Here is a 17,151-nt window from a genome sequence, read left to right on the forward strand (position 1 = left end):
ACAGCTCCCCGGCTTCACCGCCCGCACCCTCGAAACTCGACAACCCGGCGCACCACACCTCGTCGAGCTCACCACCCCACCGGACACACCCACCAATCCACGCCGCCACCCCTCATCCCCTTCGAGCGCTACCTCACCGACCTCGTCGCCGGCTGAACCTCATGACGCACTCACCTGGGCCAGATGCGTCAAGCGCATGGTGGCCAGCGGCTCCGGAACCACGATGGGCGAGGCCGGCATCATGAAAGTGCCTGGACGGAGGGCCATTTCACTGCTGATGCGTGCTGGCTTCGTCCCACGCCGCGAGGATGCGGTCGGCTGCGGCCGGGGCCGACAGCTCTCCCAAGAGCACGGCCTCGCGCACCTCGCCTCGCACGCGCTCCACGCCCGCAGAATGGAGCAACCTCCGGTCAAGCTCGTCGCGCACCAGCGCCCAGGCGAGGTCGAGCTGCTGCGCGGCACGACGCCGGGCGATACCAGCCGGCCCGACGTATTCACGGTGGGCCAGCACCTTCTCCCAGACGTGCGTCACCCCGACGTCGGTCAAGGCGGAGCAGGTGACCACAGGGGGTGCCCACTCGGCCGGCCCGTGCACGAGGCGCAGGGCGCCGGCGAGCTGGCGAGCGGCTACCTTCGCCTCGTTCTCCCGCTCCTCGTCGGCCTTGTTCACGGCAACAACATCGGCAATCTCGACGATGCCCTTCTTGATGCCCTGCAGCTGGTCACCGGTGCGCGCCAACGTGAGGAAGAGAAACGTGTCGACCATTCCGGCCACGGTCACCTCCGACTGCCCGACCCCCACCGTCTCGACGATGACGACGTCGTGACCGGCGGCCTCGAGCACCGACATGGCCTGTGCGGTGGCCCGGGCCACTCCGCCGAGGGTGCCGGCCGACGGCGAGGGACGGATGAAGGCTCGGGGGTCGGCGGCCAAGGCGGCCATCCGGGTCTTGTCACCGAGCACCGAACCGCCCGTACGCACCGACGACGGGTCGACGGCGAGCACACCGACGCGGTGTCCGTTGGCGAGCAGGTGCCGCCCCAACGTCTCGATGAAGGTCGACTTCCCGACGCCGGGCACCCCCGAGATCCCCACCCGAACGGTGAGCGACGTGCTGGCCGTCCCGTCTCTGCTCGCCGGATGGCCTGACGCGGCCAGCCGCTCGAGCAGCACCCGGGCGGCGGTTCGGTGGTCGTCACGCCTCGACTCGACGAGGGTGATCGCCCGGGCGATATCGGCCCGGTTGCCGGCGACCACACCCGACACGAGGGCGTCGACGTCGACGGCTGCGCGGCGACGAGGTCCCACGGACCCGACAGGACGGTCCGGGTGGGCGGCATCCGGTATGCCGTCGGGTGGGTCGCTGGAGGAGGCGGGATCGTCGGAGGTCATGAAGTGCTCACTCGCCCAGTCGGGTCGTGAGCTTGGCAAGCAGGTCGAGCGCGGAGTCGGCGATGACCGAGCCAGGGGGGAACACGGCGGCCGCGCCCATCCGCTTGAGCGTCGGCACGTCGGCCGGGGGAATCACGCCCCCGATGACGATCATGATGTCGGGACGGCCCAGGTTGGCGAGGGCCGCCTTGAGGGCGGGCATCAGCGAGAGGTGTCCGGCCGCGAGCGAGCTCACCCCGACGACGTGAACGTCGGCGTCGACGGCCTGCTGCGCCACCTCCTCGGGGGTGGAGAACAACGGGCCCACGTCGACGTCGAAGCCGAGGTCGGCAAAGGCAGTGACGACCACCTTCTGACCGCGGTCGTGACCGTCCTGGCCCATCTTGGCCACGAGGATGCGCGGACGGCGGCCTTCCTGCCGCTCGAACTCGGCCGTCGCCGCCAGCACGGCCTCGAACTTGCCGTCTGCGGCATGGCTCGCCTCATCGCGGTACACACCGCTGATCGTATGGATGACGGCGCGGTGGCGCCCGTAGACCTTCTCGAGCGCGTCGGAGATCTCGCCGACCGTCGCCTTGGCCCGAGCAGCGTCGACGGCGAGCCCGAGCAGGTTTCCCTCGAGTGAGCCATGCCTGGGGCCGGCTGCGGCCGAAGCGGTCAGCGCCTCGAGGGTCACCCGAACCTGCTCGTCGTCGCGTTCGGCCCGCAAGCGCACCAGCTTGGCCACCTGCTGGCGGTAGACCGACTCGCCTTCCACCTTCTTCACCTCCACGGGGTCATCGGTCTCGAGCCGGTAGAGGTTGATCCCGATCACCTTCTGAGCGCCCGAGTCGATGCGCGCCTGGGTGCGCGCCGCGGCCTCCTCGATACGCATCTTCGGGATGCCGGCCTCGATCGCCCGAGCCATCCCGCCGGCCGCCTCCACCTCCTCGATGTGCGACCACGCCCGGGTCGCGAGGTCATGGGTGAGCCGCTCGACGTAGAACGATCCGGCCCACGGGTCGATGATGTTCGTCGTACCCGACTCCTGCTGAAGCAGCAGCTGGGTGTTGCGCGCGATCCGGGCCGAGAAGTCGGTCGGCAGAGCGAGGGCCTCGTCGAGCGCGTTGGTGTGCAGCGACTGCGTGTGACCCTGGGTGGCCGCCATGGCCTCGATGCAGGTGCGCTGAACGTTGTTGAACACGTCCTGGGCCGTGAGCGACCAACCGCTCGTCTGGCAGTGGGTACGCAGCGACAGCGACTTCGGGTTCTTCGGTTCGAACTGGGCGACGAGGCGGGCCCAGAGGGCTCGAGCGGCGCGCAGCTTCGCCACCTCCATGAAGAAGTTCATGCCGACCGCCCAGAAGAACGACAGGCGGGGTGCGAAGTGGTCGATGTCGAGCCCGGCGGCCAGCCCGGCCCGGATGTACTCGACGCCGTCGGCCAGGGTGTAGGCCAGCTCGAGGTCGTTCGTCGCCCCGGCCTCCTGGATGTGGTACCCCGAGATGGAGATCGAGTTGTAGCGCGGCATTCGGGCGGCCGTGTAGGCGAAGATGTCGGAGATGATCCGCATGCTCGGCGCCGGGGGGTAGATGTAGGTGTTGCGAACCATGAACTCCTTGAGGATGTCGTTCTGGATCGTCCCCATGAGCTGTTCCGGCTTCACCCCCTGCTCCTCCGCCGCGGCGATGTAGAGCGCGAGAACCGGCAGCACCGCGCCGTTCATCGTCATCGACACCGACATCTCGTCAAGCGGGATGCCGTCGAAGAGGGTTCGGGCGTCGTAGATCGAGTCGATGGCCACCCCGGCCATCCCGACGTCGCCGCGCACCCGCGGGTGGTCGGAGTCGTAACCTCGATGGGTGGCGAGGTCGAAGGCCACCGACAGGCCCTTCTGCCCGGCCGCCAGGTTGCGGCGGTAGAACGCGTTGCTCTCCTCGGCGGTCGAGAAGCCCGCGTACTGGCGCACGGTCCACGGCTGGGTCGTGTACATCGTCGGGTAGGGCCCGCGCAGGAACGGACGCAGACCGGGCCACGTGTCGAGCGCGTCCAGGCCGGCGGTGTGCTCGGGGCCGTAGACGGGCAGCACGTCGATGCCCTCGGGCGCCGTCCAGGTCGCGTCACCGTGGGCCACCGTGCCGGCGCCGACCTCGAGGGGAGTCTCGCTCTTTAGCGACAGGCCGGCGAAGCTCTTCGGGACCGTCATGCCAGCTTCTCCCTCGTTCTGCGCAGCATGGCCAAGGCGTTCACGCCGACCGCCGCGTGGTCATCGACCAGGTCGGCAGCCACCGTGCCCGGGCCCGGCCGCCCGGCCAGCACGACCCACCGGGCCCCGGCTGCCCTCAGTGCGTCGACCGCCTCGGCGCCGTACTGCGCGTACGCGGCGTCGGTGCCGCACAGGCACACCACGGGTTGGCCGTCGTAGGCCGCGAGCAGCGACTCGACGCCGTCGGTCGGTCCGGACAAGACGACGGGAACGCCACCGGCCCCGAAAAGATTGGTGGCAAAGGTGGCTCGGGCCGTGTAGGCCGCAATGGTGCCAAGGGTGGCCAGGAACACCGGGGCTTCGACCGGCTCGTCACGCAGCTCCTCGAAGGCCCACCCGTAGCGCCGCACCTTTGGCGCCGTCGGGTCGGCAGCGCGTTCGAGCACCGGCTCGCCGGGGTTGGGAAACTCGCTGAGCCCGGTGATCGGCCGTCGTCGATAGGCGACGTCGTCGTCACGGCGAGCCGCGACCTCGGCGATGCGGGCGACGAGCGAGCCGTCGTCGATGGTGGCCTCCACGCCGCCATCGCCCTCGATGCGAACGAACTCGGCCCAGGCGGCCTGCGCCAGGTCGTTGGTGAGCCGCTCGATGGCGTAGGAGCCACCGACGGGGTCGAGCACCGCAGCCACGTGCGACTCCCACACCAGCAGGGACGAGGTGTTGCGAGCATTCCGTCGCCCCAGGCTGCTCGGCTGGCCGAGACCGGAGTCGAACGGGAGCACGGTGACCGCGTCAGCGCCGCCGACGCCCGCCGCAAAGGCCGCGACGGTCGTTCGCAGCATGTTGACGTAAGGGTCTCGGTTGCTCGTCATCGCGCGGCTCGTCACGGCGTGCTGACGCTGCGCGGCGGCCTCCGGCGGCGCCTGGGACAGCTCGGCGACCCGGGCCCAGAGTCGTCGTGCGGCCCGAAGCTTGGCGATCGTGGCGAACTGCTCGACCGTCGCTGCGTAGCGAAACTCCATCAGGGCCAATGCCTGGTCGACCGGCCAGCCGGCTGCGGTCAGGGCCCGGAGGTAGGTTGCGCCGACCGCAAGGGAGTAGCCCAGCTCCTGGCCGTCAGACGCGCCGAGGTCGTGCACCGCGGTGGCGTCGACGACGACGGCGAGCAGGTCGTGCCCGCGGGCGAGGCCGGCCACGGCCGAAACCGTCTCCGCCGTCTGACCAGTGGGTGGGCTGCCGCCACGCAGTCGTACTGCGACCGGGTCGGAGCCGAGGTTGGTGCCGGGGGCTGGGGTGGTGCCCCGCTCAACCAACAGGTCGGTGAGGGCCGTGGCGGCGCCGACCGGGTCGGCGGGGGAGTCGAGCACCACGGGCGCCAGGTCGAGCAGCACGTCCTGTAGCGCTTCGTCCAGGTCGCTGGGCGAGAGCGGGCCACCGACGGTGAGCCACAGCGAGGTGGCTCCACCCTCGAGATCGAGGAGCGCGGCTTCCCGAGTGGCGTCGGCCGTCATTCCCCCGAGGTGGCAGCGGATGTCCCACCCGGGTGCTGGCCGAGTCGCCAACCGGCCTCTCGTGTAAGGAAACCGACCGGGCGCGGGAATCGAGCCATCGGGACCGGCATCCGACGCCGTGCCCAGTGGGGAAACGGTGATGCCGTCGAGCGTGGTCGTGGCCAGCGCCGACCACACGTCGCTGTCGGGGTCGGCGTCGGTGAGGCGACGAGCTCGGCGGAGCACCGCGGCGGCAGCGTGCTCCCAGTCCGCGCGCGTGGCAGTGCTGCCCCCACCCGCCAGTGAGACGGGATCGGGTGCGACGGCTCCGGTGCCTGGCGTCATGTTCGCAGGATAGGTGCGGTGGGTCACGGCCGACAGGTGGGAGGGGTGTGAGCCTTCTCAACCGACCCCGCTCCAACCGGGTGCCCACCTGGGCGTTCAGTGCGGGCGGGCACCGAGCCGACCGGCGGCCGTGCTGCCGGCGAGCACCCCGGCGCGCAGGGCGGCTGAGCGGTCGTCCCCGCGCAGCCAGGAGGAGAGCAGTCCGGCGTTGAACGCGTCGCCGCATCCGGTCGCGTCGACGTTCTCGACGACCGGGGCGTGGGCCGTCTCCGCAGTGCCTTCTGCCACCCATCGGGCGCCGCCGGCCCCGAACGTGGCGACCACCTCCCGGGTGTGAGCCAGGATGGCGCTGAGCCCGCCGAGGGTCTCGACCTCGCTCTCGTTCGGTAGCAGGAGGTCGACGCCGGTCACCCAGCCCAGGAAGGTGTCAACACCCTCCCGCAGGATCAGGGCAGGTGACTGAGGGTCGACCGACGTGCTCCAGCCGAGGTCTCGCGCCTGGCGCAGCGACTCGAGCCCCGCCGCGCGCGAGCCGGCGTCGAAGAGCACGTAACCGCTGAGGTGCAGGTGCGGGCGCGGGTTCTGAGGCAGGCCGAGCGAAGGCAGGTCGACGTCGGAGACGCAGAAGGCCCGGTTGGCGCCGCGGTCGGGGAGCATCGTGCGGTCGCCGTGGGCATCGAGCAGGATCACCACCATGCACGTCGCCAGGGTGTCGTCAACGGCGAAGGCGCACCGCACCCCGGCCGCCTCGAGCTCTCGGCGTGCGGTCGCGCCCGCCGCGTCGTCGCCCACCCGAGCGAGCAACGTGACCGAGGCTCCCGCCGCGGCCAGCCAGGAGGCCGAGTTGCCACCGGCCCCGCCCGGGGTGAGAGCCACCGACGAGGGGGTGTCGGAACCCCAGTGGATCTCACCCGACGGGCGGGTGATCACGTCGAGGCCGACGTCACCGACGACGACCACGGGCCGGATGGTCATGACTGCCGGGCGATCTCGGCCCCCACTGCGCCGGCCAGGCGGGCGTTCGACAGCACGAGCTCGACGTTGGCGCGCAGCGACTCACCTCCGGAGTTGTCGTGGAAGTACTCGAGCAGGCGGGGTGTCACGTCCTTGCCGCGGACTCCTTCGCGGCGAAGCACCTCCAGGCCTTCACTGACGAGACGGTCATGCAGGGCGCGGTCCACCTGCCGGTCGACCGGCAGTGGGTTGGCGAGCACGACGCCGGCCCGGTCGGTTCCCAACCGGTCGCGGGTGACGACCACGCGGGCGGCCTCGGCCGCTGACTCCACCCGCCAGGGAACCTCGTGCCCCGAGTCGGAGAGGTAGAACCCCGGAAACGCGTCGGTTCGGTAGCCCAGCACCGGCACCGAAAGGGTCTCGAGGGTCTCGAGGGTGCCGGCCACGTCGAGGATCGACTTCACTCCGGCGCACACGATGAGCACCGGAGTCGAGGCGATGACGCCGAGGTCGGCCGAGACGTCGAAGGTCTGCGCCGCCCCTCGGTGCACGCCGCCGAGGCCGCCGGTGGCGAAGACCCTGATGCCGACGAGGCCGGCCAGGGCCGAGGTGGAGGCCACGGTCGTCGCGCCCGAGCGGCCCAGCGCCGCCGCGACTCCGAGGTCGCGCATCGAGAGCTTGGCGACGGCCGGGTCGGTGCAGATGCGCTCGACCTCGGCCGGTTCCAGGCCGATGTGCACCACTCCGTCGAGGAGGGCGATGGTGGCCGGCACCGAACCTCCGGCCCGAACGGCATCCTCGATCTGGGCCGCGATCTCGATGTTGTCGGGGTGCGGCAGCCCGTGAGCGAGGATCGTGCTCTCGAGGGCCACCACCCCGGCGCCCGAGGCGAGGGCCGCCCGCACCTCCTCGTGCACGACGACGACGGGGTGGAGCTCATCGACCGACAGCTTCCCGGGGGCACTCGACATGGCGCCAGAGTAGTGACCCGGCCACGGCCACCCAGCGCCGCCTACCGGGGCCCGCCCCTGGGGCAGGACGCGCACTCGTGCATGCCCGGCAGTACGAAGATGAAGCAGCACGAGGTGCGCACCGGCTCGGGGCCGACCGTCTTGCCGGCCGCGCCCGCCCCGCGACGCACGGCGGCCCTCCACATGTCATCGACCACGCCCCAACGCTGTCTCGACCCCATCCGCACCTCGGGCGCGTAGCTGGCCACGAGGTCGGCGACCAGCGTGTCGTAGGCCGTTCTCGCCGCTCGGGCCCGCGTCGCCTCAGATCGCTCGAGCCAGAGGGACGTGCGTTCCGGCGCCACCACGATCCGGATCGGGTGCAGTGCGGGCGCGAGCTCGAAGCCCAACCCCGCCGGCTCGGGGACGAGCACCCAGGGGCCGAGCTCAGCGGCATACGCGATGGGGGTGGCCACGACCTCGCACCACCACTGCAGCACGAACGCCGCGGGCACGTGCGTCGGCACCGTGACGGCGTTGGCTCGCTGTTGTTGCTGCCTGAGGGCCTCGCGCCACGGGCTCAACGGGTCGACACCGGCGCCGACGTGCGCGGCCACGTCGGCGAGCCACGTCGTGGCTGAGCCTCCCGACGTGGCGATCTCGACGAAGGGTGACGCCGCGTCGACTCGCGCGACGACCGACACGATGTCGGATGCCGGCAGCGACCCCGCTGTTCGCGGCTCGGTCGCCCGCTCGTCGTCGCCGGTGGGCACGTCGTGTGGTCGCGGCACGGCTCACCTCGCTGCTTCGGACGGTCGGGGAGGCCCATTCTTCTCGGTAGGCTCTTGTCTTCGTGACACAGTGCCACCCCTTCGACTCCGTTGTGCGCGTCATCGACGACCATGCTGACGAGCTCATCGCCCTACGACGCGATCTTCACCTGCACCCCGAGCTGGGTCGCGCCGAGCTGCGCACGACCGGCCTGGTCGCCGGTCGGCTCGAGCGAGCGGGCCTCACGGTGCGCCGACTTCGGGGCACCGGTCTCATCGCAGAGGTGGGAGCGCCCGCTCCGAGGGTTCGGGTGGCGCTCCGCGCCGACATCGACGCGCTGCCGATCTCCGAGCAGACGGCGCTGCCGTACGCGTCGCAGACCGAAGGCGTCAGCCACTCGTGCGGGCACGACGTGCACACCGCGGCACTCGTCGGGGCAGCCCTCGCGCTCAAGGCCATCGAGCCGCAGCTGGTGGCCGCCGGCGTGGGTGCGCGGCTGGTGTTCCAGCCGGCCGAGGAGCTGATGCCCGGCGGTGCCGAGGACGTCGTGGCCCAGGACGGGCTCGTGGGAGTCGACCGCATCTTCGCGCTCCACTGCGACCCGTCGCTCGATGTCGGTCAGGTCGGGCTTCGCGTCGGCGCCATCACCGCGGCGGCCGACCAGGTGGAGGTGCTGCTCACCGGCCGGGGTGGGCACACGTCGCGGCCGCACCTGACCCAGGACCTCACCTTTGCGCTCGCCAAGGTCGTGACGGAGACGCCTGCGGTGCTCTCGCGCCGCCTTGACCCGCGCGCAGCCGTCGCTCTCGTCTGGGGCGCGGTGCACGCCGGCGGTGCGCACAACGTCATCCCCGCATCCGGCACGGCGATGGGCACCCTGAGAATGCTCGACGCGACGGTATGGGAGGGCGCCGGGCGGCTGCTCGACGAGGTCGTCCACTCTGTCGTGGCGCCCTACGGCGTCACGGCCGACGTGCGCATCGTCAAGGGCGTGCCGCCGGTCGTCAACGATGCCGAGTGTGTCGACGTGCTCACGGCCGCCGTGACCGGTGTCGGCGCTCATGTGTCGCCGACGCCGCAGTCGCTGGGGGGCGAGGACTTCGCCTGGTATCTCGCCCACGTGCCCGGTGCGATGGCCCGGCTGGGCACTCGCGCGCCCGGCGGCATGACCTACGACCTGCACCGCGGTGACCTCGTCATCGACGAGGCAGCGATCGCCGTCGGAGCCAAGACCCTGGCCGGCTGCGTCGTGGCGATCGTCGGGGCCGCTCCGACGGCCGGCCAGCCCACCGCCGTCTGACCACCCGGGCCAAGCCCAAGCACCCCTCGCGCGTCGCGCCGCGCGTCGCGCGGTTGGTGTCGTGGTTTCGACCCTTTGTGCGCGTCGCGCCGCGCGTCGCGCAGTTGGTGTCGTGGTTTCGACCCTTTGTGCGCGTCGCGCGGAAGGTGTTGGGGGCAGCGGTCGCGGATCGGTAACACTTCCTGCCAGATCGCTCGACCCAGCCGGATCTGCCACAAGGCGGCGCTACAGTTCGATCCCATGTGGGCCGATGTCGTCGTCGGCCCCGCGTCTTAAGGAGCACCCTCTTGCGTCACGCAACCAAGCTTGCAGCGATCGCTGCGGCGGCAGCGCTCAGCCTTGCAGCCTGCGGCAGCAGCAGCACCCCCAGCCCCGGAGCGGGCGACACCCCGGCCGGAACGGGCGGAGCCGCCCTCAAGGTCGGCATGGCCTACGACGTGGGTGGGCGTGGCGACCAGTCCTTCAACGACGCCGCCGCGGCTGGCCTCGACAAGGCGAAGACCGAGCTCGGGGTCGAGACGAAGGAGGCCTCCGCGGTCAACGGCGAGGCCGAGTCGGCCCGCAAGGAGCGCCTGCAGCAGCTCATCGACGCCGGCTACACCAACATCGTCGCGGTCGGCTTCGCGTACGCCAAGTCGGTGGGTCAGGTGGCCAAGGCCAACCCCGAAGTCAAGTTCGCCATCGTCGACGACGCCTCGCCCGACTCGGCCGGCCCCAACGTCGACCAGATCACCTTCGCGGAGGAGCAGGGCTCCTACCTGGTCGGCGCTGCTGCTGCCCTCAAGACCAAGTCGAACCACGTCGGGTTCATCGGGGGAGTGCAGACCGACCTCATCAAGAAGTTCGAGGCGGGCTACGTGGCCGGCGCCAAGGCCGTCAAGCCGGACATCAAGATCGACGTCAAGTACCTGACCCAGCCGCCGGACTTCTCCGGCTTCAGCTCGGTCGACAAGGGCAAGGCAGCCGCCGAAGGTATGTACCAGGGTGGCGCTGACATCATCTACGCCGCTGCGGGTGGCTCAGGCGGCGGCGTCTTCACCGCGGCGAAGGCGGCCGGCAAGCTGGCCATCGGCGTCGACTCCGACCAGGCCAAGACGGCGGCACCTGATGTGCGCGACGTCATCATGACCTCGATGATCAAGAAGGTCGACGTCGGCGTCTACGACTTCATCAAGTCGGTCAAGGACAACACCTTCAAGGCTGGCAACCGGGTCTTCGACCTCGCCGCCGGTGGCGTCGACTACTCCACCACCGGTGGAAAGATCGACGACATCAAGAGCAAGCTCGACGAGTACAAGGCCAAGATCATCTCGGGCGAGATCAAGGTTCCGACCTCCTGATCCGCCTCGACAGACGAACGGCCCGGTCGACGCCCAGCGTCGTCGGGCCGTTCGCGTCCCACCGCCTGCACTGACTGTGTAGGTTCTGCGTGTCGGCGGGTTCCGTCGGCCGTCGACCTCAGAACGTAGCGAGCCCGGTCTTCCGGACGAGGAGTGTGCGTCATCACCAGCGAGCCCGACCCGCAGCGCACTTCCGAGGATGCCGCTATCGACGGCGGCAGCATGAGCCGGACTGAGCCGGTCACCACCGAGGGTGGTTCGGGCACACCGGTGGTGGTGCTGCGCGGCATCACGAAGCGCTTCCCCGGAGTCGTGGCGAACAAGGACATCGCGCTCACGGTCGAACGCGGCACGGTTCACGCGATCGTCGGTGAGAACGGCGCCGGCAAGTCGACGTTGATGAAGATCCTCTACGGCGTGCAGCAGCCCGACGAGGGCACGATCGTCATCGAGGGCAAGGAGCTGACGCTTCGCACGCCCTCCGACGCGATCGCGGCGGGGATCGGGATGGTCTTCCAGCACTTCCAGCTGGCCGACAACTTCACCGTGCTCGAGAACGTCGTACTTGGCGCGGAGAAGCTGCATGGCATCGGTGACCGGGCCCGCCGCAAGATCAGTGAGATCTCCGACGCCTACGGCCTGGGGGTGCGACCCGATGCCCTCGTCGCTGACCTCGGGGTCGGCGCTCGCCAGCGGATCGAGATCCTCAAGGTGCTCTACCGGGGCGCCCGCATCATCATCCTCGACGAGCCGACCGCCGTGCTGGTGCCGCAGGAGGTCGACGAGCTGTTCGGCAACCTGCGCGAGCTGAAGTCGGAGGGGCTGACGGTGATGTTCATCTCCCACAAGCTCGACGAGGTGCTCAAGGTCGCCGACGCCATCACCGTCATCCGTCGTGGCACGACGGTCGCCGAGGTGCTTCCCGAGGGCGTCACCGCCCGCGACCTGGCCCAGCTGATGGTCGGCTCCGAGCTGCCATCGCCCTCCACCGAGGAGTCCACGGTCACCGACCGGCCGGTCCTTCGCATCGAGAGCACGACGGTGGCCGACCCGCTGGGAGGCCGCGACGTGCTCACCGACATCGACCTCACCATCCACGCCGGTGAGATCGTCGGCATCGCCGGCGTCGAGGGCAACGGTCAGGCCGAGCTCGTCGAGGTCATCATGGGGATGCGCGAGCCCGCGTCGGGTCAGATCGTGCTCGGCGACATCGACACCTCCGACTGGCACACCCGCGAGATCCGCGAGGCCGGCATCGGCTACATCCCGGAGGATCGGCAGCGTCACGCGCTGCTGCTCGAGGCGCCGCTGTGGGAGAACGTCATCCTCGGGCACCAGACCGATCCCGTGAACCTGACGGGTCCAGGCAACACGCTCATCGATGCGGCGGCGGCCAAACGAGAGACCCAGGAGATCGTCGACCTCTACGACGTGCGCACGCCGTCGATCAACGTGACGTCGGGGTCACTCTCCGGCGGTAACCAGCAGAAGCTCATCATCGGTCGCGAGATGCGGCGCAACCCTCGGGTGCTCGTCGCGGCCCACCCCACCCGGGGAGTCGACGTCGGCGCCCAGGCGGCCATCTGGGACCACATCAAGGCAGCCCGCCGCGACGGCCTCGGTGTGCTGCTGATCTCGGCCGACCTCGAAGAGCTCGTCGGGCTCTCCGACACCATCCGGGTGATTCTGCGGGGCCGGCTCTCGGGCGACTTCGACCCCGACACCGTGACCAAGGAAGAGCTGGGTGCCGCCATGACCGGTGCCGCCGACGTGCAGCCACGATCCGATGAGCCGGATGCCGTAGAGCCAGACGCCGTCGCACGGGATGCCCTCGACGCGCCGAGCAGCCACCCCTCCCGCCGCGAGGCGCCCCCAGCGAGCCCCACCGAGCGGAGCCAGCCATGACCACGCGACTCGGTGTCCGCCGCATCCTGATGGGGGCGGCCGCGCCCCTGCTCGCGATCGTCGTGGCGGTCGTCGTCACCTCGCTCATCCTGCTCGTGGCCGGCGACCCGGTCGGGGCCGTCTGGGCGCAGCTGTTCAAGGTCCCGCTCCCGCGACAGATCGTGGCCATCATCAACGCCGGAACCGTGTACTACCTCTCGGCCATCGCCGTGGCGATCGGCTTCAAGATGAACCTGTTCAACATCGGTGTCGACGGCCAGTACCGCGTTGCCTCGTTCGCTGCTGCGCTGTTCGCCGGGCAGGGCTGGCTGCCGGGCTGGCTCAACGTCATCGTGGCCCTGCTCGTCGCCATGGCGTCCGGGGCTCTTTGGGCGGGCATCGCGGGTCTGCTCAGGGTCACCCGTGGTGTCTCTGAGGTGATCTCCACGATCATGCTCAACGCGATCGCCACCTTCCTGGTGGCCTTCTTGCTGAGCAAGACCGCCGTCAAGGTCGTGGGCAGCAACGCGACGAACACCAAGCCGATCCCGGAAGGGTCGCGAGTGCCGGGAATCTCGCTCGACGGGCTCATCGCGACGCCGAGCAGGGTGTACGGGCTCATCGTGCTCGCGGTCGTCGTCGGCTTCCTCTACTGGTTCGTGCTCAACAAGACCCGCTTCGGTTTCGACCTGCGCGCCACCGGCCGGTCCGAGACTGCCGCCGTCGCCAGCGGCGTCAATGTGAAGCGAATGGTCTTCACCTCGATGCTGCTCTCCGGCGCCGCGGCCGGCCTCGTCGGCATGCCCCTGCTCTTCGGTCAGGACTACGTGTACGGCGACACGGTGCAGTCCGGCCTCGGCTTCGCCGGCATCGCCATCGCCCTGCTCGGTCGCAACAACCCGATCGGCATCGCCTTCGCGGCTCTGCTGTTCGCCTTCCTCGACGCCCAGGGCAACGGACTGCAGATCACGGCCGGGGTCAGCGACCGTCTCGTGCTCGTCATCCAGGGGGTGATCGTGCTCTCCGTGGTGATCGCCTACGAGGTGGTCAGGAGAGCCGGCATCCGCCTCGAACAACGCACCGTGGCGGCCCAGCTGGCCGAGCAAGCCCGTACGCCCCTGGAAGGAGCCAGGTCATGAGCGCCACCAACCTCGACGTCGCGGTGGTCCAGGAGACCGCTGCCCCCCGCAGAGCCCGCCCCCGTTGGTTCTGGTACGCCGTCGTCGCCGGCGCGATCATCGTCATCTCGACCGTCCGGGTGCTCACCGGAGCCAACGACATCGACTCCTCGGGTGCGCTGACGGCAGGGATCGCCCTGGCGATGCCGATCGGGCTGGCCGGGCTCGGCGGCCTGTGGAGTGAACGCGCCGGTGTCGTCAACATCGGCCTCGAAGGGATGATGATCCTCGGCACGTGGGGTGGCGCCTTCATCGGCTACCACTACGGCCCCTGGGCCGGCATCCTCGGGGCCATCCTGCTCGGGATGGTCGGTGGCGCCGTCCACGCCCTCGCCACCGTCGTGTTCGGCGTCGACCACATCGTCTCCGGCGTCGCCATCAACCTCCTCGGCGCGGGCGCCGCCTCCTACCTCGCTGTCCGGACGTTCACTGGCCTGCCCGGCGGCGGTCCGACGCAGTCGCCTCCGCTCGAGCAGCTGCCCTTTCTCAGTGTGCCCGGCATCTCTGACCCGCTGGGTGACCTGGAACAGAAGCAGTGGTGGCTGGTCTCCGACGTTGCCGGTCTGCTGCGGGCCCTGCTGACGAACGTGAACGTGCTGACGATCATCGGGATCGGTCTGCTCGTGCTGACCTGGTGGATCCTCTGGCGCACTGCCTTCGGGCTGCGACTGCGCGCGTGCGGGGAGTCGCCCGTCGCGGCCGAGACGCTGGGGGTGAACGTCTACCGGTACAAGTTCGTCGCGGTGCTCATCTCGGGCGGCCTCGCGGGTCTCGCCGGAGGCTTCCTCGTGCTGGTGGCCTCGAACCTCTACCGCGACGGCCAGACCGGCGGGCGGGGCTACATCGGGTTGGCCGCCATGATCTTCGGCAACTGGCGGCCGGGCGGTCTCGCCGGGGGAGCGGCCCTCTTCGGGTACACGGATGCCGTGCAGCTGCGTGGCGGTGGCGACGTCGTGCGCGCCTACCTGCTGCCCATCGCCCTTGCCCTGATCGCGTGGGGCGTCTGGCAGTTCCGCCGACGCCGCCAGGGCAAGCGCATCACCGGCCTACCGATGGTCATAGCCGGGCTGCTCTCTCTGGCCTGGTTCCTGCTGAGCGCTCGCGTTCCCGACGAGTTCACCGGCATGACCCCGTACGTCGCCACTCTGCTCGTGCTCGCGTTCGCCTCTCAGCGACTTCGGATGCCGGCCGCCGACGGGTTGGTCTACCGCAAGGGTGAGGCCGGATGAGCGGTCCGGGGGTCGACCCCGCCTCTGACCCAGCTTCCGACGTGACGAGCGGCGGAGGCGTCGACTGGGACGACCTGCACCGCCGGGCGACCCAGATGATGCAGCGGGCGTACGCGCCCTACTCGAGCTTTCCGGTCGGCGTGGCCGGTCTCGTCGACGACGGACGGGTGGTGGCCGGCTGCAACGTCGAGAACGCCGCCTACGGCGTGGCTCTCTGCGCGGAGTGCGGCATGGTCTCCGACCTGCACGCCACCGGCGGCGGGCGCCTGGTGGCGGTCTACTGCGTCGGGGGCGATGGGCAGGCCCTGATGGCCTGTGGTCGCTGCCGGCAGCTGCTCTGGGAGAACGGGGGCCCCGACTGCCTCGTGATGACACCCCTCGGGGTGGTTCCCATGGCGCAGCTGCTGCCCCAGGCGTTCGGTCGCGACGACCTCGAGAGCCATCACGGGGCGCGCTGACGCAGCACCCACGCCAGGCCGACGCGGCACAGACGCCCGGATGCCGCGGTGCTGGGCCATGATGGCCCGGTGAGTGAAGCCTTCGATGCCGTCGACGTCATTGCCGCCAAGCGCGATCGCGGTGAGCTACCCGACCCCCAGATCGACTGGGTGATCGACGCCTACACCCGGGGGGTGGTGGCGGAGGAGCAGATGGCTGCCCTGGCGATGGCGATCTACCTCAACGGGATGACGCCACGCGAGATCGCAAGATGGTGCGACGCGATGATCCGCTCGGGGGAGCGGCTCGACTTCTCGGGGCTGTCGCGGCCGACGAGCGACAAGCACTCCACGGGAGGGGTGGGCGACAAGATCACCTTGCCACTGGCACCGATCGTGGCGGCGTGCGGCGTCGCCGTTCCCCAGCTGTCGGGTCGGGGGTTGGGTCACACGGGGGGCACCCTCGACAAGCTCGAGGCGATCCCCGGCTGGCGGGCCGACCTCGACAACGACGCCATGATGAGGCAGCTCGACGACGTCGGCGCGGTGATCTGTGCGGCGGGCACGGGCCTGGCCCCTGCTGACAAGAAGCTCTACGCCTTGCGCGACGTCACGGCGACGGTGTCGTGCGTTCCGCTCATCGCCACCTCGATCATGAGCAAGAAGATCGCCGAGGGCACCGGCTCGCTCGTGCTCGACGTGAAGGTCGGGTCGGGTGCGTTCATGAAGGACCTCGATCAGGCTCGCGAGCTGGCCACCACCATGGTGCGCCTCGGCGCCGACGCCGGCGTGCCGACGGTGGCTCTGTTGACGAACATGCAGACGCCGCTCGGGCTCACTGCCGGCAACGCCCTCGAGGTGCGTGAGTCGGTGGAGGTGCTCGCCGGGGGCGGCCCGCCTGATGTCGTCGAGCTCACCCTGGCCCTGGCTCGGGAGATGGTCGCCGGCGCCGGCAGGCACGACATCGACCCGGCCGAGGTGTTGGCCGACGGCCGGGCGATGGACGTCTGGAAACGGATGATCCGCGCCCAGGGCGGCGATCCTGACGCGCCCCTGCCCGTGGCCAGGCACCAGCAGCAGGTGCTGGCGCCGACCGACGGGGTGCTCGCCTCGCTCGACGCCCTGGCCGTCGGGGTCGCCGCCTGGCGCCTCGGTGCCGGCCGCGCGCGCAAGGAGGACCCGGTGCAGGCGGGCGCGGGGGTCGAGCTGCACGCCAAGCCCGGCGGCGCGGTGCGCCGGGGCGATCCACTGATGACGCTGCACACCGACACGCCGGAACGGTTCGACCGTGCCCTGGAGGCATTGGAGTCGGGGTACAGCATCGCGCCTGCGGGGGCTACCGCTGATCTGCTGCCCCTCATCATCGAGAGGGTCGGTTGACGGCGTCCTCGCAGGTCAGGCCGGTGGGAGAACGTCCCGGCGCGGCTGCGAGCACCCGGCTTCCGCCCCTGTGCCCGACCGCCGTGGGCGGGATTAGGCGTTGCCGTCGCGCCCCTGCTACTGTTCCCGTACCGCGTGAAGCCAAGCGAGTCGTCCGGCCCCTCCAAGAGGTGGTTCACGGATTTGACTACCAAGATGGACGGCGGGTAGATTGGACCTTCGGCCCCGGAGCGTGACTCACTGAGTCTCGTGAAGGTGTGTGTCCGATTTTTGAGAACTCAACAGCGTGTCAGATAATCGATGCCAATTTTTTGT

Annotated in this window: 13 protein-coding genes; 7 read left to right on the forward strand and 6 right to left on the reverse strand. The window is 70.2% G+C overall.

Annotation, left to right across the window (positions count from 1 at the left end):
* Positions 1-268 precede the first annotated feature (268 nt).
* From meaB to BA895_RS20190, 6 genes are all read right to left on the reverse strand, one after another.
* Positions 269-1,393, reverse strand: coding sequence for a methylmalonyl Co-A mutase-associated GTPase MeaB (gene meaB / locus BA895_RS20165; RefSeq protein ID WP_083283595.1), 1,125 nt, complete (start codon positions 1,391-1,393; stop codon positions 269-271).
* A gap of 7 nt (positions 1,394-1,400) precedes the next feature.
* Positions 1,401-3,578, reverse strand: a complete 2,178-nt coding sequence (scpA, locus tag BA895_RS20170; protein ID WP_070193664.1) for a methylmalonyl-CoA mutase — start codon at positions 3,576-3,578, stop codon at positions 1,401-1,403.
* On the reverse strand, positions 3,575-5,413 hold the full coding sequence (locus BA895_RS20175) for a methylmalonyl-CoA mutase family protein (RefSeq protein ID WP_070193665.1): 1,839 nt from the start codon (positions 5,411-5,413) through the stop codon (positions 3,575-3,577). The genes scpA and BA895_RS20175 overlap by 4 nt, the downstream gene beginning before the upstream one ends.
* Positions 5,414-5,509: 96 nt before the next feature.
* Positions 5,510-6,388 (reverse strand): carbohydrate kinase family protein, encoded by an 879-nt coding sequence (locus BA895_RS20180; protein WP_070193666.1) that lies wholly within the window; start codon positions 6,386-6,388, stop codon positions 5,510-5,512.
* Positions 6,385-7,338: a pseudouridine-5'-phosphate glycosidase gene (locus BA895_RS20185; protein WP_070193667.1), complete on the reverse strand. Its 954-nt coding sequence runs from the start codon at positions 7,336-7,338 to the stop codon at positions 6,385-6,387. The genes BA895_RS20180 and BA895_RS20185 overlap by 4 nt, the downstream gene beginning before the upstream one ends.
* A 41-nt stretch (positions 7,339-7,379) precedes the next feature.
* On the reverse strand, positions 7,380-8,108 hold the full coding sequence (locus BA895_RS20190; RefSeq protein WP_070193668.1) for a (2Fe-2S)-binding protein: 729 nt from the start codon (positions 8,106-8,108) through the stop codon (positions 7,380-7,382).
* A gap of 62 nt (positions 8,109-8,170) precedes the next feature.
* Between BA895_RS20190 and BA895_RS20195 the strand changes: the two genes are divergently transcribed.
* From BA895_RS20195 to BA895_RS20225, 7 genes are all read left to right on the forward strand, one after another.
* Entirely contained in the window at positions 8,171-9,388 is a 1,218-nt protein-coding gene (locus BA895_RS20195) for an amidohydrolase (protein ID WP_070193669.1), read from the forward strand.
* Between the two features lie 287 nt (positions 9,389-9,675).
* On the forward strand, positions 9,676-10,728 hold the full coding sequence (locus BA895_RS20200) for a BMP family protein (RefSeq protein WP_070193670.1): 1,053 nt from the start codon (positions 9,676-9,678) through the stop codon (positions 10,726-10,728).
* A gap of 222 nt (positions 10,729-10,950) precedes the next feature.
* On the forward strand, positions 10,951-12,633 hold the full coding sequence (locus tag BA895_RS20205; protein WP_070193703.1) for an ABC transporter ATP-binding protein: 1,683 nt from the start codon (positions 10,951-10,953) through the stop codon (positions 12,631-12,633).
* A complete protein-coding gene (locus BA895_RS20210; RefSeq protein WP_070193671.1) occupies positions 12,630-13,751 on the forward strand; it encodes an ABC transporter permease in 1,122 nt (373 codons plus the stop codon). Before BA895_RS20205 ends, BA895_RS20210 begins: the two co-directional genes overlap by 4 nt.
* Positions 13,748-15,019 carry an ABC transporter permease gene (locus tag BA895_RS20215; protein ID WP_070193672.1) on the forward strand — a complete coding sequence of 424 codons (1,272 nt, stop codon included), beginning with the start codon at positions 13,748-13,750 and terminating at the stop codon, positions 15,017-15,019. Before BA895_RS20210 ends, BA895_RS20215 begins: the two co-directional genes overlap by 4 nt.
* Positions 15,016-15,477 (forward strand): cytidine deaminase, encoded by a 462-nt coding sequence (locus tag BA895_RS20220; protein ID WP_083283596.1) that lies wholly within the window; start codon positions 15,016-15,018, stop codon positions 15,475-15,477. Before BA895_RS20215 ends, BA895_RS20220 begins: the two co-directional genes overlap by 4 nt.
* A 69-nt stretch (positions 15,478-15,546) precedes the next feature.
* A complete protein-coding gene (locus tag BA895_RS20225) occupies positions 15,547-16,836 on the forward strand; it encodes a thymidine phosphorylase (RefSeq protein ID WP_070193673.1) in 1,290 nt (429 codons plus the stop codon).
* Positions 16,837-17,151: the final 315 nt, after the last annotated feature.

The organism is Humibacillus sp. DSM 29435, assembly GCF_001758225.1.
GTDB lineage: Bacteria > Actinomycetota > Actinomycetes > Actinomycetales > Dermatophilaceae > DSM-29435.